At 54.0% G+C, this 20,671-nt stretch carries 16 protein-coding genes; 10 read left to right on the forward strand and 6 right to left on the reverse strand.

Going from position 1 to position 20,671, the window contains the following annotated elements; genetic code table 11:
* Window positions 1-14: 14 nt before the first annotated feature.
* A complete protein-coding gene (locus tag AAIG39_RS06930) occupies window positions 15-446 on the reverse strand; it encodes a YeeE/YedE family protein (protein WP_343193488.1) in 432 nt (143 codons plus the stop codon).
* The gene (locus AAIG39_RS06935; protein ID WP_343193570.1) at window positions 436-744 is read right to left on the reverse strand and encodes a metalloregulator ArsR/SmtB family transcription factor; all 309 of its coding nucleotides are present in this window, start codon (window positions 742-744) and stop codon (window positions 436-438) included. Before AAIG39_RS06935 ends, AAIG39_RS06930 begins: the two co-directional genes overlap by 11 nt.
* A gap of 326 nt (window positions 745-1,070) precedes the next feature.
* On the opposite strand from AAIG39_RS06935, the gene AAIG39_RS06940 reads away from it, so the two are divergent.
* Complete coding sequence (locus AAIG39_RS06940; RefSeq protein ID WP_343193489.1) at window positions 1,071-1,622, forward strand: cytochrome b; 552 nt, start codon at window positions 1,071-1,073, stop codon at window positions 1,620-1,622.
* Window positions 1,623-1,677: 55 nt separating this feature from the next.
* On the opposite strand, the gene AAIG39_RS06945 is transcribed toward AAIG39_RS06940, so the two are convergent.
* Window positions 1,678-2,436 carry a DeoR/GlpR family DNA-binding transcription regulator gene (locus tag AAIG39_RS06945; RefSeq protein ID WP_343193490.1) on the reverse strand — a complete coding sequence of 253 codons (759 nt, stop codon included), beginning with the start codon at window positions 2,434-2,436 and terminating at the stop codon, window positions 1,678-1,680.
* 87 nt (window positions 2,437-2,523) lie between these two features.
* Here AAIG39_RS06945 and AAIG39_RS06950 point away from each other — a divergent pair, with 87 nt between their 5' ends.
* Together AAIG39_RS06950 and AAIG39_RS06955 are read left to right on the forward strand one after the other, a co-directional pair.
* Window positions 2,524-3,108 (forward strand): NUDIX hydrolase, encoded by a 585-nt coding sequence (locus AAIG39_RS06950; RefSeq protein ID WP_090084597.1) that lies wholly within the window; start codon window positions 2,524-2,526, stop codon window positions 3,106-3,108.
* A 7-nt stretch (window positions 3,109-3,115) separates the two neighbouring features.
* Window positions 3,116-3,478 (forward strand): NUDIX hydrolase, encoded by a 363-nt coding sequence (locus AAIG39_RS06955; protein WP_343193491.1) that lies wholly within the window; start codon window positions 3,116-3,118, stop codon window positions 3,476-3,478.
* A gap of 45 nt (window positions 3,479-3,523) precedes the next feature.
* Here AAIG39_RS06955 and AAIG39_RS06960 read toward each other — a convergent pair whose 3' ends face one another.
* Window positions 3,524-4,453, reverse strand: a complete 930-nt coding sequence (locus tag AAIG39_RS06960) for a DUF7916 family protein (protein ID WP_343193492.1) — start codon at window positions 4,451-4,453, stop codon at window positions 3,524-3,526.
* Window positions 4,454-4,661: 208 nt separating this feature from the next.
* Between AAIG39_RS06960 and AAIG39_RS06965 the strand changes: the two genes are divergently transcribed.
* The 5 genes from AAIG39_RS06965 (at window position 4,662) to tehA (ending at window position 13,269) form a co-directional block, all read left to right on the forward strand.
* Window positions 4,662-5,411, forward strand: coding sequence for a GntR family transcriptional regulator (locus tag AAIG39_RS06965; RefSeq protein ID WP_090084438.1), 750 nt, complete (start codon window positions 4,662-4,664; stop codon window positions 5,409-5,411).
* Between the two features lie 265 nt (window positions 5,412-5,676).
* Window positions 5,677-7,464 carry a malto-oligosyltrehalose trehalohydrolase gene (treZ, locus tag AAIG39_RS06970; RefSeq protein WP_090084439.1) on the forward strand — a complete coding sequence of 596 codons (1,788 nt, stop codon included), beginning with the start codon at window positions 5,677-5,679 and terminating at the stop codon, window positions 7,462-7,464.
* On the forward strand, window positions 7,461-10,001 hold the full coding sequence (gene treY / locus AAIG39_RS06975; RefSeq protein ID WP_343193493.1) for a malto-oligosyltrehalose synthase: 2,541 nt from the start codon (window positions 7,461-7,463) through the stop codon (window positions 9,999-10,001). Before treZ ends, treY begins: the two co-directional genes overlap by 4 nt.
* A 47-nt stretch (window positions 10,002-10,048) precedes the next feature.
* The gene (gene glgX, locus AAIG39_RS06980; protein ID WP_090084443.1) at window positions 10,049-12,124 is read left to right on the forward strand and encodes a glycogen debranching protein GlgX; all 2,076 of its coding nucleotides are present in this window, start codon (window positions 10,049-10,051) and stop codon (window positions 12,122-12,124) included.
* Between the two features lie 149 nt (window positions 12,125-12,273).
* Window positions 12,274-13,269 (forward strand): dicarboxylate transporter/tellurite-resistance protein TehA, encoded by a 996-nt coding sequence (gene tehA / locus AAIG39_RS06985; protein ID WP_343193494.1) that lies wholly within the window; start codon window positions 12,274-12,276, stop codon window positions 13,267-13,269.
* Window positions 13,270-13,335: 66 nt separating this feature from the next.
* Here the strand turns inward: tehA and AAIG39_RS06990 are convergent, their stop codons facing one another.
* Window positions 13,336-14,670 carry an aminotransferase-like domain-containing protein gene (locus AAIG39_RS06990; protein WP_343193495.1) on the reverse strand — a complete coding sequence of 445 codons (1,335 nt, stop codon included), beginning with the start codon at window positions 14,668-14,670 and terminating at the stop codon, window positions 13,336-13,338.
* Window positions 14,671-14,772: 102 nt separating this feature from the next.
* On the opposite strand from AAIG39_RS06990, the gene AAIG39_RS06995 reads away from it, so the two are divergent.
* Window positions 14,773-15,651: a DMT family transporter gene (locus AAIG39_RS06995; RefSeq protein WP_343193496.1), complete on the forward strand. Its 879-nt coding sequence runs from the start codon at window positions 14,773-14,775 to the stop codon at window positions 15,649-15,651.
* Window positions 15,652-15,711: 60 nt separating this feature from the next.
* The gene (locus tag AAIG39_RS07000) at window positions 15,712-16,602 is read left to right on the forward strand and encodes a dihydrodipicolinate synthase family protein (RefSeq protein ID WP_343193497.1); all 891 of its coding nucleotides are present in this window, start codon (window positions 15,712-15,714) and stop codon (window positions 16,600-16,602) included.
* A 47-nt stretch (window positions 16,603-16,649) separates the two neighbouring features.
* Here AAIG39_RS07000 and AAIG39_RS07005 read toward each other — a convergent pair whose 3' ends face one another.
* Complete coding sequence (locus tag AAIG39_RS07005; protein WP_343193498.1) at window positions 16,650-20,669, reverse strand: eCIS core domain-containing protein; 4,020 nt, start codon at window positions 20,667-20,669, stop codon at window positions 16,650-16,652.
* Window positions 20,670-20,671 lie beyond the last annotated feature (2 nt).

Below are 20,671 nucleotides of genomic sequence, written 5' to 3' on the forward strand. Positions count from 1 at the left end.
CACTCCTCTTGCGCTCAGCCACGCCAGAAACCGACAAGCCACACGGTAATAAACGCAGCGGCCATAAAGGTTAGAGTGGCGACCAGTGAACGCAGCGACAGACGCGACAGCCCACATACACCGTGGCCGCTGGTACAGCCAGAGCCGTAACGCGTTCCCACCCCTACAAGAAGACCGGCTACGACAAGCATGGGCCAGGAGGCCGCGATACTGACCTCAGGCAGCGGTGCCGCCAGACGCCAGATCAGAGGAGAAAGTACCATGCCGAGCAGAAACGCTATTCGCCAGCCCTTGTCTTTATTCGCCCGCGATAACAGTGCGCCGAGAATGCCGCTGATCCCGGCGACCCGTCCGCAAAACAGAATCAGCATTGATGCCGCCGCACCAATCACCAGGCCACCTGCGGCGCTTGCCAGTGGCGTGAAATGTGTCCAGTCAATCATCATCTCCCTCCTCGCTTTCCGCTGTCGGGCAATAGAGTGTGTAAAGGGTATTGAGCAATGCCAGTACGTCCGGCGCTGCGACCCGGTAGAAAATCTGTTTTCCTTCACGCCGGGTTTCGACCAGTTGCTGACGGCGCAGCACCCCCAGTTGCTGTGAGAGTGTTGGCTGTGTAATGCCCAGCGCCAGCTCTATCTCACCCACTGACGCTTCGCCCTGGCTGAGATGGCACAGCAACAGCAGGCGATCTTCATTGGCCATGGACTTTAGCACCCCTGCCGCTTTGGCGGCAGCGGCGTACATGCGTTGCTTATCGGGTGTTTTCACACGTCATCTCACGTTATCCGGCATACAATATACTTTTTAATATATTATTAAATTATATAATGATCAACCACGCTGCGCCTGGATAAGCGCGCCTCACTGATGCCTCAACGGCCCGTCAAATTCACAATTCTCCCTGATGCCGGGCTTTGTTACAGATAAGTAATCCGACAGGAAAGTGACATAAAACGGAGGTAAAACAACAGGACAACCAGGGAACAGTCCAACCGAAAAGGGTTTAATTAATGTCGGCTTAAGGTTGTTTATTTATATCTACGTCACCGTTATTAATGAGGGACATTCCGGTGAAAAATACATTTGCTCGCAGCCAGCGCATCATGCACTGGCTGGTGTTATTGCTGATAGTTATCGCCTACGCGGCAATGGAGTTAAAAGGCTTTGCGACGAAGGGCAGCACGCCGCGAACGTTGCTTGTTCTGATCCATTACACCGCCGGTGTAAGCGTACTGATACTCATGGTGGTGCGTGTCGGACTGAAACTCACGCATCATGATCCCGACATTATCCCGCAGCCGCCACGCTGGCAGATCATCGCCGCCAAAGCCGTACATGGTTTGCTTTATCTGATGTTCTTAAGTTTGCCGCTGCTCGGGGTGCTTTCACTCTACGTCGGGCAGGTGGAATGGTCATTTTTAGGTCTGCAAATGCCGATCGCTGCCGCGAAAGACCCTGAGCTTCAGCACAACCTGAAATCGGTACATGAATTTATCGCCAACGCCGGTTATTTCCTGGTGGGCCTGCACGCTGCCGCTGCGCTGTTTCATCACTACATTGTTCGCGATAATACCCTTGAGAGGATGTTGCCCTTTCTGCACCCACGCGATAACCAGAAATAGTTTCGTGCTACAGAGTCCATCACTTCTCTGTTCCGGAAAAGTGATGGACACCGTTTCAGTCTGCCTTTACCACCACCACGCCGGCCTTTTCAAGCGCAGCGACCAGCCCGGCATCGGCCTCTTCTTCCACCACCACCGTATTGACCATCGATAAATCACCGATGACATACGAAGAGGCCGCATTTATTTTTTCGGCGGACGCCAGCACGATGGTTTCGGCCGCGCGGCGGGAAAATGCGCGTTTAACACTGGCTTCTTCGTAATCGCCGGTGGTCAGCCCTGCCTCGGCATGGAGCCCCGTCACTCCCATAAAAAACAGGTCAGCGTGAATGGCGGAAATTCCTTCGATGGCGGCGGTCCCGGTAGTAACAACCGAGTGTTTAAACAGCTTTCCGCCGATCAGAATGACGTCGATGCAAGGGTGTTCTACCAGCGCCAGGGCAATACTCGGGCTGTGTGTCACCACGGTAATGTGCAAATCCGGTGGCAAGAAGGTGATCAGTTCCGCCGTCGTCGTCCCGCCATCAATCATGACCACCTGGCCTGGCAGGATCAGTTCAGCCCCCTTTTGCGCCACCCGTTTTTTTGAATCCAGACGCAGCGACTGACGTTCAGCGAAAGTGGCGGTCGCCCCCGACGCCGGCAGCGCTCCGCCGTGCACGCGCTGTAATTCTCCCTCCGCCGCGAGTTCGCGTAAGTCACGGCGAATAGTGTCTTCTGACACCGCAAATTGTGCACTGAGCGCTTTAGACAGCACCTGTCCTTCACGGGCGAGTTGTTCAAGGATAAGGCGTTTGCGTTGGCTGGTAAGCATGAGGCTATTCCTGTTTTTGCACGAATAATCTTGATCGTGCACGAAAATGCTGTTTATGATGCCTACTCTACGTATGGAGGTGGTATTGTGCAATCAAAACGTGCAGAAGTACGCATTGAGGACAGTAAAATCCTGTCCGACGACTGGTATACGCTGACGAAATATACTTTTGAGCTACGTCGCCGCGACGGTGAGTGGCAGCGACAGAATCGCGAAGTATATGACCGCGGCAACGGAGCAACGATCCTTCTCTATAACCGTCCGAAACGCACGGTCATCCTGACCCGACAGTTTCGTTTTCCGGTCTTTATCAACGGACATGACGGTTACCTGATTGAAGCCGCCGCAGGACTACTCGATAACATGGACCCGGAAAGTCGCATCAAAGCAGAGGCCGAAGAAGAGACCGGGTATCGCGTGGCGAATGTACAGAAGGTGTTCGAAGCCTTTATGAGCCCCGGTTCTGTCACCGAAAAACTCTACTTTTATACGGCGGAGTATCAGTCTGGCGACAAAATAAGCCTGGGTGGGGGTATTGAAGCCGAAGGGGAAGATATCGAAGTCATGGAAATGACGCTCGATGATGCCCTCGCGGCGATTGACAGCGGCCTTATCTGTGACGCTAAGACCATCATGCTGCTCTACCATGTCGCGCTCAAAAAACTCCTGTGAGGCCAACATGAACCGTCAAATCATTCTCATCGCGGGTCCTTATCGCAGCGGGACGCAGGGGAACGCGGACTTAATCGCGCAGAACCTTGCCAGGCTTGAAGAGGCCGCGCTGGCAGTCTGGCAACGTGGCCATATTCCGGTCATTGGTGAATGGCTGGCCCTGCCGCTGGCAAAAGCCGCAGGTTCCACGAGACACGACGATGCTATCTGCGAGTCGATGCTCTATCCCGTCGCACATCGCCTGATAACCCGCTGTGACGCCATCTTTCGCATTGCCGGCGAATCGCGTGGGGCTGATATGGATATCAAGCTCGGCAGGCAACACGGCCTGACGATCTACCCGACGCTGGAGAGCATTCCTGCCGTTTAATCGATAAACCGGTATTCACTGCCAGCGGATACCGGTTCATGCACGTTAGCGATTTACCGAACGCGCAATACGCGTATAAGTATGTCTCACACCGCGAATGGCCACGCTATAGGCCAGAATATTTTCCGGCAGTGCCATTCCCATATAACCTGTATCGCCAATATGATGCAGATCGGCCCCGGCCATTTTACTCATCAGGGCAATCTGGCGAATCGTATTGATGTCGGCCCCTTCCTGTGACGTTCCGATAGCCGTCATCGCCAGAACGCCCCTGGCGTGCGCGCAATCAATAAGCGCCGCGACCCTTTCCTGGCTCATGCCCGGTATCGTACCGGGTGCCGGGATCAAGACAATATCCGCCCCTTGCTCAGCAAACCAGTTCACATCCTCTTCACAAATAATGGCGCTCCCGCTTTCCCGGACCACACCTGCACCATGCATTTTACCGGTTATTAATATCGCGCTGTCGCCAGTCGCATCGCGTATCTCTTTAAGCGCCAGTCCCAGTGCCCGGTTACTCACGCCGTTATTAGGGTTCCCGGTCAGTACAATGAGTTTGGCCCCCATCGCCACCAGTTTTCGCGCATTTTCCGCCGTCGCCGCGCGCCCGGGATTCATTGTCCAGATATCGTCATGGTTACAGGCAAAACTGGGGTCGACGGCCTCCAGGTTCACGCCGATTACCCGGCCGGTCAGTTGCGCTAAACGATGTAACACCTCTTCCGGTCGGGTATCCGCAGGCATGCCCGCTATATGTGGATGTTCGCTATCAAACATATTGATCAGCAGGATATCCGCCCCCTGTGACGCCGCAAGCTCTGCATTGGTCACGTTGTTAAGTAGCGGCTGCGTAATCGCTATCGTTTCACTGATCAACACGCGCCCTTCACTGGCACGAATCGCATACAGCAACGCCGCTTTGTCCATCTGTACCAGGTCGGAAGCACAGCAGTCCAGTAAACGTTTGGTTGTCATATTTTCACCTGTAGTAAGTGTACCATTTATGTACCACACACCTACCTTAAATAAACCATACGTCCTGAAACCAGTCGAATATGTTTACTTTGTGATCACTTTCACGTTTGCAGGCGGGCACAGCTCCGCAAGCAGGATGACAAGTGGCGTAAAATGGTTAAGGATTGGTACACAATAAGCCGATAGAGAAATTCATTCTGGAGATGTGATGTCCGCTGTCTTTGCCCTCGATCCGTCAGATGGCCTGCCGCTGTATATGCAACTCATCAATGTCATCAAAAGCGCCATTGCAAAGGGGCAACTGCGTCCTGGGGACGCAGTCCCCTCTGAGCGAGAACTCGGGGAAATGCTGGCGATAGCCAGGGGGACGGTGCGCAAGGCATTTCAGCAGTTATTTGAGGAGGGGATCCTTATTCGTCAGCAGGGAGCGGGGACATTTGTTGCCCCTCACCTGCGCCAGTCGCTCCCCTTGCTGGAAAGCTTTAGCGAGATGGCCGATGCCAGCGGAGGCCAGGCACAAAGCGAACTGGTGGGCTACCAGCGCCGGATCGCCTCGCCGCAGGAGTGCCAGACCCTGCAATTAAGTGCACCGCACAACGAAGTGGTAGAACTGACCCGGGTGCGTAAAATTAATGGTATTGCCATCTCCGTGCAAACGGCGGTATTACCCGCACAGTTGCTGGAGAAAATTACCGACCTGCCTGAGTCGCTCTACCACTACCTTGATCAGAAAGGGATGCCCGTACTTCGTGCCACCCAGCGTTTTGCCGCCGTCGCGGCTGACGACAGGCTGGCACACTATCTTGGCATCCGCCAACAAACACCGCTTTTGTTAGTTACCCGTAGAGGGTGCAGCCATAACGACGTCCCCGTAGAGTATACCCGCACCTGGTGCCTTAGCGATTACCACGATTTCAGCCTTGAGCTACGTAAGTCTGACACCGATACAGATGCATGATTTAACGTTATAAAAAGGGGTATTGAGCGCTTAACGCCGCTCACAGGATAAACGCCCTGAATGAACCCTGGCGTCTCGCTTGCGCAACGAGACGCACTCGCCCATCACTCGTCGCAATTGCGCCCATCCTGCCTGCTTTATAAGTGACACTGTCACATCACTTTTCCCATAATCGACTATGATCAGCTTCGTATGCCTTGAGGTGTCGCGTTCTTGAGGCACTTTTGTCGGCCATTGATCGCTTTGCATTAAACGAGGTAATTGAATGGAGTCAACATCATTTCATAAAAGCTGGGGTGCCGAATGGCTCGGAAACGGCACCGTCCGGTTTCGTGTCTGGGCATCCGCTCAGCCCAGTATCACCCTGCGACTTGCGGGCCAGGACCTTGATATGCGCCCGTGCGGCGAGGGCTGGTTTGAACTTACCGTCGAAAATGTCGCCCACGGCACGGAATATCAGTATGTGCTCGCCGATGGCATGACACTTCCCGACCCGGCCTCGCGCGCGCAGAAAGCGGATGTTAATGGCCCGTCGCTTGTCATCGACCCCACACAGTACCACTGGCAACTCCCGCAGTGGCAGGGGCGTCCGTGGGAAGAGACTGTTGTGTATGAGTTGCACATCGGAACATTTACGCCGGATGGAACCTTCCGGTCAGCTATCAGAAAACTGCCTTATCTCGCCGAACTGGGGATTACCCAGATTGAAGTGATGCCCGTGTCGCAGTTTGGCGGCAATCGGGGGTGGGGATACGATGGCGTACTGCTCTACGCGCCGCATTCCGCCTACGGTACGCCGGACGACTTCCGCGCCTTTGTCGATGCCGCCCACGCGCTTGGGCTTTCTGTGGTTCTTGATATTGTGCTCAACCACTTTGGCCCGGAAGGCAATTATCTCTCTTTGCTCTCGCCCGACTTTTTCGATAGCTCCCGTTCCACCCCCTGGGGCGCGGGTATCGCTTATGATGTGGATGCGGCCCGTCGCTATATTGCAGAAGCCCCGCTCTACTGGTTGACCGAGTTTCGTCTTGATGGATTACGCTTCGATGCCATCGATCAGATTGAGGATAAATCCGAAAAACACATCCTCATAGAAATTGCGCAGCGCATTCGTCAACAGATAACCGACCGCCCCGTTCATCTCACTACCGAAGACAGCCGTAACATCATCGACCTGCACCCGCGCGACCAGAACGGCGCTGCCCCCCTCTTTACCGGCGAGTGGAACGATGATCTTCACAATGCCGTGCATGTGCTGGCGACGGGTGAGACTCATGCTTATTACCAGGATTTCGCGAATACCCCTGAAAAATGGGTGGCCCGGGCCCTCGCCGGGGGCTTTGCTTATCAGGGCGATATCTCTGCGCACAGCGGCGAACCGCGCGGCGTGGACAGCCGGGGTCAGCCGCCTGTCGCCTTTGTCGATTTTATCCAGAATCACGACCAGGTGGGCAACCGCGCACTGGGGGAACGGCTGATTAGCCTCGCAGGGCCGGAACGCTGCCAGCTTCTGCTGGCTGCCCTGCTGCTCTCGCCGCATATTCCGCTGATCTTTATGGGTGAAGAGTATGGCGAGACGCGGCCTTTCCTGTTCTTTACCGATTTCCATGGCGATCTCGCCCGCGCCGTTCGTGAGGGACGGGCAAAAGAGTTTGCCGGTCACTCTGGCTATGACGGCATTGATGTGCCCGATCCCAACGCCGAGAGCACCTTCACTCTGTCGAAACTCAACTGGCAGGCACAGCAAAGCGCGGAAGGTAAAGCATGGTTAGCCTTAACGCGTGAACTACTGGCATTGCGCCAGCAGCACATTGTGCCATTGCTCACCAATGCTACAGGGCACAACGGTACGGTCGTGGATACCGATTGCGACTTTCTCGCCGTACGCTGGACCTTCCCTGACGGGACGTTATCAATGGCGCTCAATCTCGGTGAGCACGCCCGGCCCGTACCTGACCTCCCCGGCAAGACGTTGTTTTCTCGCCCGACTATCACAAACGAACTGCCGCCACATTCGATTGTGGTTCGCCTCGCGTCAGGAGATGCGCAATGACCATTCCAACGGCAACGTACCGTATTCAGTTTCGTAACGGCATGACCTTTGACCGTGCCGCGGCACTGGTGCCCTACCTGAAACGCCTCGGCATCAGCCATCTGTATGCTTCGCCTGTTTTTACCGCCACCAGCGGATCAACCCACGGTTATGACGTGACAGACGCGAATGAAATCGATCCGGCCATTGGTGGACGTAAGGGATTTGACCGCATGGTAAACGCGCTCAAAGAGGCCGGGCTGGGTCTGATTCTCGACATTGTGCCAAACCATATGGCGGCATCGCTGGAAAACAGCTGGTGGCGCGATGTTATCGAACACGGACCGCAAAGCCGTTACGCCCACCATTTCGATATTGACTGGACGCGCCCGCTTACTCTGCCGTTTCTGGGCGATACCTTTGAAAATGCACTGGAGCGTGGCGAGATCCACCTGCAGCCGGACCCGGAAACCGGGAAGCCTGCCTTCGCCTATTACGAAAGCTTTTACCCACTGACGCCGGAAAGCTGGCAGCACGATCCCGACGCGATACTGAATCTGACGGATAAATCAGCCATTATCGCGTTGCATCAGCGCCAGCCCTGGCGGCTCACCTGCTGGCGCGATGCGCCTCATTCGCTCTCTTACCGCCGCTTTTTTGAAATAACCGGTCTGGTGGGCGTTCGCGTGGAAGATAAAGCGGTTTTTGATGATACGCACCGACTGATTCTTGAGCTGGTGCACAGCGGCGTCGTTGACGGACTGCGCCTTGACCACATTGACGGGCTGGCGGACCCGAAAGGTTATCTGGATCGTTTGCGCCAACAGGCGGGGCCGGACTGCTATATCACCGTGGAGAAGATCCTGGCCGACGGCGAGCAGATACCGCCAGAGTGGCCCATCTCCGGGACCACCGGTTATGAATTTATCGCCGCGTTATCCGACGCGCTGGTCGATGGCGACAAGATGGAGACCCTGAGCCAGACCTATGAAGAGGTACTGGGCAGAACGGTTGATATGGCGAACGAGCTCAGGTCCGCCAAGCTGCTGATGTCGGGGCGCAATTTTGAAGGTGAATTTACAACTCTTCTCAGACTGAGTCTGGAAATTGCCACGGCCGAAGGGGCGGATCTGGATGAAACCGCGATGAGCACGGCTCTGCGAGAGCTGCTGGTTGCCTTCCCCGTTTACCGTACCTACGGCACTGACGAGGGGCTGCCCCCGGCAGACTATGCCCTGTTACAAAAGGTGGCCGATTCGGTGAGAGCCTCCGGCAATCTGCCTGATCCTGGTGCGCTGGATTTCCTGCAAAAGATTCTGGTGGGCTATCTAAAAGAGAGTACCGCCGATAATGTGCTCACCTTTCGCACGCGCTTTCAGCAACTGACCGGACCGCTAATGGCGAAATCGGTGGAAGATACCCTCTTTTTCCGTCAGCACATGGCGCTGGCGCTCAATGAAGTGGGATCGGAGCCGTTACCGCGACCCTATTCGCTGGCCGCTTTCCATAATGAGATGCAAACCCGCCGCCAGCGCCAGCCGGATGCCCTGTCGACAACCTCCACTCACGACACCAAGCGGGGTGAAGATACCCGCGCACGGCTGTATACCATTACCGAAGCACCCGAACTCTGGGCGCAGTGCGTTGTTCGCTGGCGCGAGATGAACAAATCAAAAGTGGTGCTGATTGATGACGGCGCCGCGCCACGCTCCGGCAGCAAATGGATGATCTATCAGGCGCTGGCGGGGGCGTGGCCCGTAACGCTGCGCCCGGATGATCGTAAAGGCCTCAAAGCCCTGGAAGAGCGTTTTCTGCCGTATGTTGAAAAAGCGCTGCGCGAGGAGAAATTACGCACGAGCTGGGATGACAATAATGACGCTTACGAACAGGCGGTTCTGGGCTATGTCGCCCATCTGCTCTCAGCGGATAACCAGCCGTTTCTGACCGATTTCCACCGCGCCCTGCAGCCTTTTATTCGCGCCGGACTGGTGAACAGCCTGACACAGGCAATAATTAAGCTTACTGCACCCGGCGTACCGGATATCTACCAGGGGAGCGAGGCGTTCAATTTTAGCCTTGTGGATCCGGATAATCGCCTCGAACCCGATTTCTTTGCGCTTGCCAGCGCGCTCGACGATGAGGACAAACCGCTTAATACCGACAAAGAGGCCTGGTTTAGCGGCAGAACGAAACAGCAGGCTATCGCCCTTCTTGCCCGTTTCCGCCAGCAAAAACCGCAACTCTTTCGCACAGGCGATTATCAGCCGCTTTCCGCCTCAGGTTCGCAGGCGAAAAACGTTATCGCCTTTGCCCGCACCTGCGGCGACGAGGCGCTGATTGTTATCGTACCGCGTCTGGTTTTCGATTCGCTGGCGGCACACCCCGACTGGCTCTACCCGCCAGGCCTGCAGGATACCTCGGTCATGCTGACGGATGCGCTTGCCGGACGGCATTATCGGGATCTCTTTACCGGAAAAGAAGAAAACCTGAATAAGGGCATCGACCTGACGCCATGTGATGGCAGTCTGCCCGTACGCGTTTTATATAGTTCATTTTAACCTTTTGTATTTATGGCAAAAAATGTCATTAGCGGGAGAAGGAAAAAATGTCAGACGGAAAGTCATTTACTATTACAGCAGGAAATTATCATCAGCTCGGTGCTAATTACGATGGCGAGGGTGTCAACTTTGCGCTCTTTTCCGCACACGCGCAGCGCGTAGAGCTCTGCCTCTATGCTCCCGACGGCCAACAGGAGATTGCAAGGCTCGATCTGCCGGAGTACACCCATGAAATCTGGCACGGCTATGTACCCGGACTGAAACCCGGCGCACTGTATGGTTTTCGCGTCCACGGCCCTTACGACCCGGAAAATGGTCACCGTTTTAACCCGCACAAATTGCTGGTTGACCCCTATGCCCGCGAACTGGTTGGCAATGTGGAGTGGAATGAATCGCACTTTGCCTACGATCTGTTACATGAAGATAAAGATCTGACGTTTGATACCCGCGACAGCGGCCCGTATATGCCTAAATGCCGGGTGATCGACCCGAATGAGTTTGACTGGCAGGACCAACATCGCCCGGTCATTCCCTGGTCCAGTGCGGTTATCTATGAAACGCACGTCAAAGGCTTTACCCAGCTCAATTCCGCCTTGCCGCAGGAACTGCGCGGCACCTTTGAAGGCATGGGCCACAAGGCGACGGTTGATTACATCAAAAATCTTGGCATCACCTCGGTTGAACTCCTGCCCATCCACTGGTTTCCTGATGACCAGCATCTGCTGGATAAGGGTCTGAAAAATTTTTGGGGCTATAATACCCTCGGTTTTTTTGCACCGGCTTCGCGTTATTACGGCCCTCGAGGCATTCAGGGTCTGCGTGATATGGTTCGCGCCTTTCATGACGCCGGTATCGAAGTGATCCTCGATGTGGTTTACAACCACACGGCGGAAGGCAATGAACTTGGCCCGACGCTCTCGTTTAAGGGGATCGATAATTTCTCCTACTACCGTACATTGCCTGACCAGCATCGCTATTACATCAACGATACCGGTACGGGTAACACGGTGAACACCTCGCATCCTCGGGTGCTGCAAATGGTGATGGACTCCCTGCGTTACTGGGCCGAATCAATGCATATCGACGGCTTTCGCTTCGACCTGGGGACTATTCTTGGGCGCGAACCGCAAGGCTTCGACCAGCGTGGCGGCTTTTTTGACGCCATGATGCAAGATCCGCTGCTTTCACGCCTGAAATTGATTGGCGAACCCTGGGATATTGGTCCGGGCGGCTATCAGGTGGGTGGCTTCCCGCCAGGCTGGGCCGAGTGGAATGATAAATATCGCGATACGGTGCGCGAATACTGGCATGGCGATAATGTCTCCAGCGATTTTGCCGCACGCCTGTTAGGCTCCGGCGACCTGTACGACCAGCGCGGGCGTCGTCCATGGGCCAGCGTTAACTTTATTACTGCCCATGACGGTTTCACCCTTAACGATCTCGTGTCCTACAACGAAAAGCACAATGAAGCCAACGGCGAAGATAACAACGACGGTCACAACGATAACCGCTCCTGCAACTATGGCGCGGAAGGCCCTACTGAGGATGAAGGCATTAACGCCGTGCGCGAGCGGCAGAAACGCAACTTCCTTGCGACCTTGTTCTTTTCTCATGGCACGCCAATGCTACTTGCGGGTGATGAGTTTGGCCGCAGTCAACTGGGTAACAACAATGGCTACTGCCAGGACAGTGAAATTTCATGGGTTCACTGGGATGACCTGCCGGAAACGGCCAGTACGCTGCGCGAGTTTACCCGCCACATTATAAAACTGCGCGCTGACCAGCCGTTGCTGCGCCGTGAAAACTGGCGCGATGGCATGGTGATTGAGTGGTTTAATGCCGGGGGGGGCTTCCAGCAACCCGAACAGTGGGATGAGGGTTCGACGCTCGGTGTCTATATTGGCCGCCCGGATCTGCAAACTGAAAAGGGTATCTGGCATGATGTCCTGATGCTGTTTAATCCGTTTGAAGGCAACGTGCCGTTTCGCATTCCGCAGTTTGGCGAGGGTGGCTGGGTGCTGGAGATTTCTACCGCCGAAAATGCCAGACACGGGCTGGTTATCACTAAAGAGATGGATTTTGAACTGGAGGGGCGCTCTATCGTTCTGTTCAGACGCCCGTAACGATTCTTGACACCGTCACTGTAAAAAACAGTTCCTGAGCAGGCCACGCGCCTGCTCATTTTTAGCCCGCCCGTTTTTTGCTTCCGTTTACGCCCTGTCGGCAACTCTATACACTTCCTGCTTCGCCAGCCGCTACAAGTAAAAAACAGATGAACAAAACGCGCATTAATCTTCCCGCCGGTTATTTTGGCATGGTACTGGGCATTATTGGCCTGGGTTTCTCCTGGCGATATGCTGCCACCATCTGGCCTGTCACCACCCTGCCTGCCGATGTGCTGGTCATTTTCGCAATTCTTATCTGGGCGCTATTGATGTTTGCGTTCATTACCCGTCTGATACGCCACGCAGGTACGCTGCGCGAAGAGATTGGGCATCCGCTGAAAAGCAGTTTTGTCAGCCTTGCGCCCGCCACCAGTATGCTGGTGGCCATTGGCCTGACGCCCTGGTGTCATACTCTCGCCCTGCTACTTTTTCTGGTTGCCGTCACCGCCCAGTTGACCTTTTCTGCCTGGCAAACCGCCGGATCATGGCGCGGCACACATCCGAAAGAGGCCACCACTCCGGGTCTCTATCTGCCTACTGTGGCGAACAATTTTATCAGCGCGATGGCCTGCGGCGCGCTCGGTTTTACCGATGTTGGTCTGCTCTTTTTAGGGGCCGGCGTTTTCTCCTGGCTGAGTCTCGAACCGGCCATTCTGATTCGAATGCGCAACCTGGCAGAGATGTCCCCTGCGGTCCGCACCTCGCTTGGCATTCAGATGGCCCCGGCGTTCGTTGCCTGCAGCGCCTGGCTGATACTGAACGGCGGTCAGGCGGATGTCTTTGCCAAACTGCTCTTTGGTTATGGTCTGTTGCAAACGCTGTTTATGATCCGCCTGATCCCCTGGTATAGCGCGCAGCCGTTTACGCCGTCTTTCTGGAGCTTCTCGTTCGGCGTGGCATCGCTGGCTACCACTACCCTGAAACTGGGACAGGGTTCTCCCGATGGCGCGCTGTACTGGATCTCCTTCCCGCTGTTTGCCGCCTGTAATCTGGTGATCGGGTTACTGATAGTAAAAACTTTTATGCTGCTGGCGCGCGGCAAATTAATCATTCGCGAAGAAAACCCGAGTGATAACAGGCCAGGTGGGCATCGCGGCTTATAAAACCGCAGGCAGAACAGGCGAATCCATGCGCGCTTTTTGCGTTAAACCCTGGCAAAAAGTAAGCGTCTACCGGGCGTTGAAATACTCGATAGTTTCTCTGACTTTGCGGGCGGCACTTTTCAGGGTGTCGATATCCACCGAGCCAATAGCCATGCGCAGCGCATGTGGCGTGTGAATGGAAGTGCTGAACGGTTCTGCGGTGGTCAGTGAAATGTTCTCTTTGAGTAACGCACTGACCACACGGTCCGCGCGCACCTCTTCCTGTAACGGCAACCAGACAAAATACGACGAGGGATGGCTTACGCAATGTAGCGGGGCCAGATACTCGCGAGCGACAGCCTGGCGATAGCGGGCATCCTCCCTTTTTAGCTGTTCCAGACGCGCCACTGTGCCATCCAGCACCCAGCCACAGACAATTGCCGTCATCAGGGCGGGCGTATTCCATGTGGTTGCCCTTATGGCGCGTTCAATATTCCGCTTTTTCTCCTCCGGCGCGACAACCATTCCCACACGCAGCCCGGATGCCACGTTTTTGGAAAAGCCCGCAAGATAGAGCGTCCGCTCCGGCGCATAATGGTGAACAGGCAGCGGCGGGTTATCCACCAGCCAGACATAGGTCGCATCTTCGATAATCAGCAGATCATGTTCACAGGCGATAGACGCCATTTCGCGGCGAAACGCCTCATTTGCCACCCACCCCAGTGGATTATGCAGCGTGGGCATCGTGTAGATGGCTTTCACCCGACGCTTTTTACAGAGCTTACGTAGTGCCTCAGTATCCATCGCTTCCCCGCTGGCCGGCACCGCCGCGAGTTCCAGATGAAACTGTTCAGCCAGTACTTTAAATCCCGGGTATGTCAGCGCGTCAACCGCGACCACATCGCCGGGCTTGAGCAAGCCCATGACCGCGACCGTCAGCCCGTGTTGCGTCCCGTTGACGATCATCAGGTTCTCAGGGTCCGTTTTGACGCCAAATTGCGCCAGATAATCGGCAAACACACTACGTTCGCTGGCTTTGCCGCCGTGTGGCTGGTAACGCAGTAGTGATTCAATATCACCACTGACAGAAAGCTGACGTAACGCTGTTCTCAGTAATTCCGCCTGTTCAGGCAGCGCCGGATAGTTAAAACTCAGATCAATCACATCGGAAGCGATCGCATGACGATCGATACCCTGCCCGCGCGGCAGCATGATCTCTCTGACAAAAGTCCCGCGTCCCGTCTCACCGCTGACCAGCCCCATTGCCTCCAGTTCCGCATAGACGCGCGTCGCTGTGACCAGCGAAATATGGTGCTGCGCCGACAAAGCGCGGTGGGTAGGTAGCCGTGTTCCGGCTACCAGTTCACCGGCTTTGATGGCATGCGCGAACTCATCCACGAGGCTTTTGTAGCGTGCTTTCACAATTGTATCCATGACAATAATTTGATTGTCATGAATTTTCAGCCGTATGCTCAGTTCTGTCAAACAGGTTCAGATAACTCTAACCACACATTGAGGTGCGCTGTGCAAAAGAAGCAAGACTACCCGCCCCTGAGCGGCTGGATAAATGGCTTTACAGGTATGATCATTTTTAGCGGTTCGCTTCCGGCCACCCGCGCCGCAGTACTGGATTTCGATCCCCTGTTTCTCACTGTCGCCCGTGCCTCCATTGCCGGTCTGCTGGCATTGCTGTTAGTCGTTACCCTGCGGGGCAAGCGCCCGGACGGTGCCCAGGTACTCTCCCTGATGGTGGTTGCCCTCGGCGTGGTGATTGGTTTTCCTCTGCTTACGGCCTTGGCGCTGCAGCATATTACCTCGGCGCACTCCATCGTGTTTCTCGGTCTGCTGCCGCTCGCTACCGCCACTTTCGGCGTCATACGCGGCGGTGAAAGACCACGTCCGGCCTTCTGGATCTTTTCAGGGCTGGGCAGCTTGCTGGTGACCGGTTTTGCCTTAAGCCAGGACATTACCGTTTCGGCAGTGGGTGATTTACTGATGCTGGCGGCGGTGGTTGTCTGCGGGCTGGGCTATGCTGAAGGTGCACGCTTAACACGCGTACTGGGCGGCTGGCAGGTGATCAGTTGGGCGCTGATTATTGCGCTGCCGTTGATGTTAACCGTAGCAGTATTGACCCGACCGGCCAGCTTTTCGGGTATCAGCGAACCCGCATGGTTTTCATTGGGTTATGTCTCATTGTTCAGCATGCTGATTGGTTTTGTCTTCTGGTATAAAGGGCTGGCGCAGGGGGGAATCGCCGCGGTCGGGCAGCTACAGCTGCTGCAGCCCTTTTTTGCACTGGTGCTGGCCGCGACGTTGTTGCACGAGTCTGTCAGCATCACGATGATCATGGTCACCGTTGGGGTTATTGTCTGCGTGGCAGGATCTCGTAAGTTTGCGCGTTAACAGGTTTTCTGGTCACTGATGCCCCGGCATAAGTGCCTTTTTCACGGCAGGAGAAGCAGTATGCTAAGAGGTTTGAGTGCCTTTCCACTCACCCCCATCATCAACAACAAAGTGGATGAAGCCGCGTTTGTTCATCTGATTACTAACCTTGTCGCGGCGGGCGTGGACTCCATCGGCGCAGTGGGTTCGACAGGCAGCTATGCCTATCTCACACGCGATGAACGCCGCCGGGTGGCAGAACTGGCCGTGCAGCACGCCGAAGGGATACCGGTGCTGGTGAGCATCGGCGCGATCCGCCTGGACGATGTGCTGGCGATTGCCGATGACGCACAGCGCGCCGGGGTGAAGGCCGTTATGATGGCGCCGGTCTCCTATCAGCGGCTTACGGCAGAGGAAGTCTATACCCTTTACGAAACCGTCACCCGTCACCTTTCCGTGCCGCTGTGTCTCTACGATAACCCGGCGACCACCGGTTTTGCCTTTACCGATGACTTACTCGTTGAGATTGCCGCGCTTCCCGCCGTCTCTTCAATCAAGCTCTCTGCGGTCTCTACCGATCCCACGAAAGGCAAAGAGCGTATTGATGATTTGCGCGCACGCATTCCTGAGTCCGTCACTATTGGGATCAGCGGCGACTGGCAGGCGGCTACCGGCTTTGCCGCCGGATGTGATGTCTGGTATTCGGTGATTGGCGGGCTGTTCCCTCAGGTAAGCCTCGCCCTTACGCGCGCCGCGCAGGCGGGAAATCATCGTCTTGCGGGCGAACTGTCCGACCAGCTTGAACCGCTGTGGCAACTGTTTCGTATTCACCGCAGCCTGCGGGTAATGGCCGCGGCGGCGGAAATCCTGGGCGTGGCCGCCCCTTCCTGCCTGCCTTTCCCTCTGCGCCCACTGGCAGGCGAAGAGAAAGAACATCTGTACGCGGTCCTCAAGTCCACCGGCCTGGTGTAGCGGTTCTCTACGGGCAGACCTGAGCGTCGGTCTGCCCGTTTATGATGTTAATGGAACGTCTTAAGCGCCGCTCGTACCTGTTCTTGTAATACTTTCACCACCGGCCCCCTGCCACTTTCCGGGTTGGTTGTCAGATAGCTTTTGATAACCTGCGCCAGTAATTTCAGGTTCGCTTCGGACTTATCGTTATGGAAGGCTGCCAGCGCATTATCGACACTTTGGATATTTTTACGGACGGTTTTACCAAATAATCCACTGGTGGTTGAATAGGATATAAAGTCCGCAGGGCTCATTACCCCGGCAAGACCCGCCATCACAATATTGTCTTGCTCAATTGCCGCCTCCAGCGTCTCGATGGCCATCTCAAGTGATTGTTCAAGAGCCTGTGTATCGGGAAAATGCAGCGTTTTGGCCTGATTTTTACTTTCTTCCACTTTGGCCAGTGGCAATGCCAGTCCATTCTCTTCCAGGATTGCGGGATTTATCTTTGCCAGTTTTTCCATTTTACCGATATTAATTTGAATATCTTTTGTCAATTTTTCTTCTTTATATACCAATGCTTCATATTGCTCTTTTAATACTTCAAGGCCGAATTTTTCATTAAACTCCAACAGCCGCTGATTGACATCTGTGCTGTTCATACCTTCGTAAATGGTATTGAAATAGATAACTTTTCGGCTCATTAACTTGATATATTTTTCTTTGATGGCTTCGCGCTTTTTGGCGGCAACAACACTCTCTTGCTTTAATGCTTTTAATAGTAGTTCTACCTCTTCTCTTTCGCGATTGAGCATTGCTTTGCGGATATCGCCGCTACCGCCTATTGTGCGGTTGCTTTTTAATAAGGATTGCTCCTCTTCGCCTTTGATTTCCCGATAGTCCGGCGAATTGAGTTTATTGTCTTCAATACCCAGATGTTGCGGCGTCTCAGGGACCATCTTATCGTTATTGTCGCCAATTTTACCTGTTAACTCGTAATTTCCCATCCGCCACTCAGCAGCCGTATATTCAAACAGGGTTTTATTAATGAAATAAAGTGCCCGGGCTTTGATAACCACGCCGATAGAGGCAACGGCTTCCGGCTTAAAACTGTAGTCAATAATTAACGGTTTAATGGCATCGAATGTCCGTTTTTTGCGATTAAATTTCGCGGCACCCTGCAGAGTCGCATTACTGTGTAACGTTGCCTTCCCTTGTGCAAAGAAACCGGCACTCAGCGCGGCGATAACCTGTGAGCCGATATTCGCTCCCAGCTCGGCGCGCAGCAAAATAGCACCGGTAAATTTCGCATGATCGCCAACCGACCAGAGACCCTCTTGACCTTTGGCATTGAGCAGAATATCAATGTCCAGATTCGCATCAGCCCCCAGAGAGCCATAAACCTCAAGGCCAGGGAAGACGGGAAATATCATGGAAACTTGCAGCGGCAAACCGACCGCGAGCTCCTGTAGCGAAAGTGATTTTTTATAGCCAATCTCACCAAACATCTGTTCGATATTTAGTCGGGCGCTAGCTCCAAATGCGGAAAACCGTATCTCATCCAGCTTCGGTTTAAATGATCTGATGGTTAAGCCTGCTTTATTCAGGTTTACCCCTTCGACTTTGAAGGCCACCGAGCCGAAGGGAAGAAAATCCATCAATCCACTATTAAAATCGGGAACAAAATCGGTCATTTCCTTGCCATTACTGTTCTCGCTGGCGGGCAGTAGCTTAAGTGTTGCGCTCTCCACGGAAAACCCATCTTTATCGACCTGCCCATTTCGAATATCCAGACCAAATAGCGACGTCGTGAGATCAGCCGATGCGAGCGAGCCTTTAAATCCGTCAGCATCAAATCCAATTTCTAACTGTTTCGCTTTCCCTTTGACTTTTGCCCGTTCGAGTACTGCATTACTGGAAAGTGTCATGGATTTACCGTTTTGCTTAATCAGCAGTTGCAATTGCTCAAGCGTAAACCCGTCGAATAAAGTGATCTTATCCGGTCCTTTCACGATAGCAGTGGCAAAGCTAACCCCATTTTCGTCAATAGTGACATCGCTGACGCTGCCTTCAACGCCAATGGATTTAATAAGCAGTTTTGCTGATTTCATTGAAAAGCATTTCTGCTCATGGTTATAACCTAAATCAGTCGCGGCAAAGCTAAACGCATCGTAATTGGCCGTAATTTGACCACCAAAGATTTTGATATGCGTTTTTTTATTTTCACTGTCATAGCTGATTTTCGCGCTTCCCTTTGCATCAACCTCAGAGAAGAGCATTTTTAACGTCGCATCAACACTAGCAGACCAATGACCGGGCTCTGCGGTGGCTTCGCCTTTTATATGTTCAAGTATGATCTTTTCACCCAACAGACGAATATTTTGCCCCGTAATATCTCCGCTGCCTTTTACCAATCCATTCTTGATCTGCAACTGCGCGATCGTTGCTTTGATATCCAGTTTGGTAAGTTTTTCGAGATCGAGCCTGGCTTTCTCCAGCATAAAACCATCGTTCTTACTCAACTGCGCCTTTTCTATTGTGACCAGGCCTGCGCTCTCTTTAAAATTTGTCATACTCCCCTGTTCAAACGTCCCATCTGCGGCCAGATTCAGTTTAAGATCCGCATCCGCTTTCCAGTCATAAATCTTAAGCACGGCTTCTTGCGCCTCGAAAATCGCCCCCTGTGCTTTTTTATATTCCGCAGTAATTCCCGTTGCAGAGACGGTATCATTTCCAAGCGAAAATTTGTGCAACGAAAAGGCCAGTTCATCCAGCCCCTCATTACTGACGCTCAGCGACGTCATATGCAATTGACGTACAAGAAAATTATCGCCAAATGCAATCTCATTAATCAGTAATATCGGTTCTCTGGCTTGTAAAATCGCGCCGCCTTCCCAGGGCAGAATTAACATCAGCTTACCGTCCTCGCCATAGCTGCCCTGGTAATCAAACAGGCGATACCCCAGCGCAAAGGTGGCATGCAAACCGCCTGTCTGTTCCTCTTTATCCTCTTCTTTTTTCTGGCTGTTTTTCAGGCCAATCGAGCCCACTTTCAGCCAGATGATATGCAAATCGATACTGGCGAGATCTTTCTTGCGCTCCTCAGGGGTGATGACTTTTTTATCTTCGTGGGTGGATTCTGTCTTTTCGCCTCCCCACCATGTGGAATAAATATGTTTGCCTAAGTTAAAAACGCTGGTAACCGGGTTTTTAACCGCCTGAATAATCATTTGCAGATAATCCAGAACTTTACGCAACCGACTTACTGCCCCGTCGCCATCGACTGCGACCAAAAGCGTGTGGCTGTAATTAACTATCGTCTCGTTGGGTAAATAGGTCGCCACTTTCCCGGTGAGAAATAAAATTCCGGTTTTGACGGGCGCGGGTATGGCATCCCAGATATTGATAGCGATCGTCAACGCATTGGTGAATGTCGTCACTTTGCCCACAATTTGGGTAAAGGTTTCAAGGCGCGTCAATAGATAGAGCGTTCCGGTATCGGCAAGCGTCAACAGGCCATTAAGTCCGAGTGTTTTAAACTGTGCACTCAGGAGCGACCACGTAAAATCAGAGACCACGCTGCGCTGCATTACCGCGTTGTCGCCCTGCCATGCATAACGCTGCACAACGCCGGAGGCCCCGGGCGTCCGATTGTCTGTAAGATGACGCTGGCTTGCGGACGCCAGCGCCTGTTCACCCATTTGCGTTGCCTCGGCCTCCAGGCCTGGGTCATCATTTAACGCCACCCCTTTCATCTGGCGCGTGGCGCTTACGCGTCCCTGCGCCTGTTGCACAACATGCCCGAGTTCATGGGGTAGATGGTGTTCCTGGCCGGGAGCCAGATGAACATTGCTCCCCTGGGCATAGGCGTGAGCGCCGTACTCCCCGGGTTTGTCCGAGTTGTAATGTACCCGTACATGATCGAGCGAGATGCCGGATACCCCCTCCATACCGGTTTTTAACTTGTCAGGTATGCCGGTTTTTGCGGACGACCGATTATCCTGCAGCGCGTTACGTGCCGGGCGCTGCGCCGCCTGCTGATGCCTTTTACCCGCGGGTTCTGCGCGACGTTGTGTGTACTTTGCCATGA

The sequence above is a fragment of the Phytobacter palmae genome (assembly GCF_039409775.1).
Lineage (GTDB): Bacteria > Pseudomonadota > Gammaproteobacteria > Enterobacterales > Enterobacteriaceae > Phytobacter > Phytobacter palmae.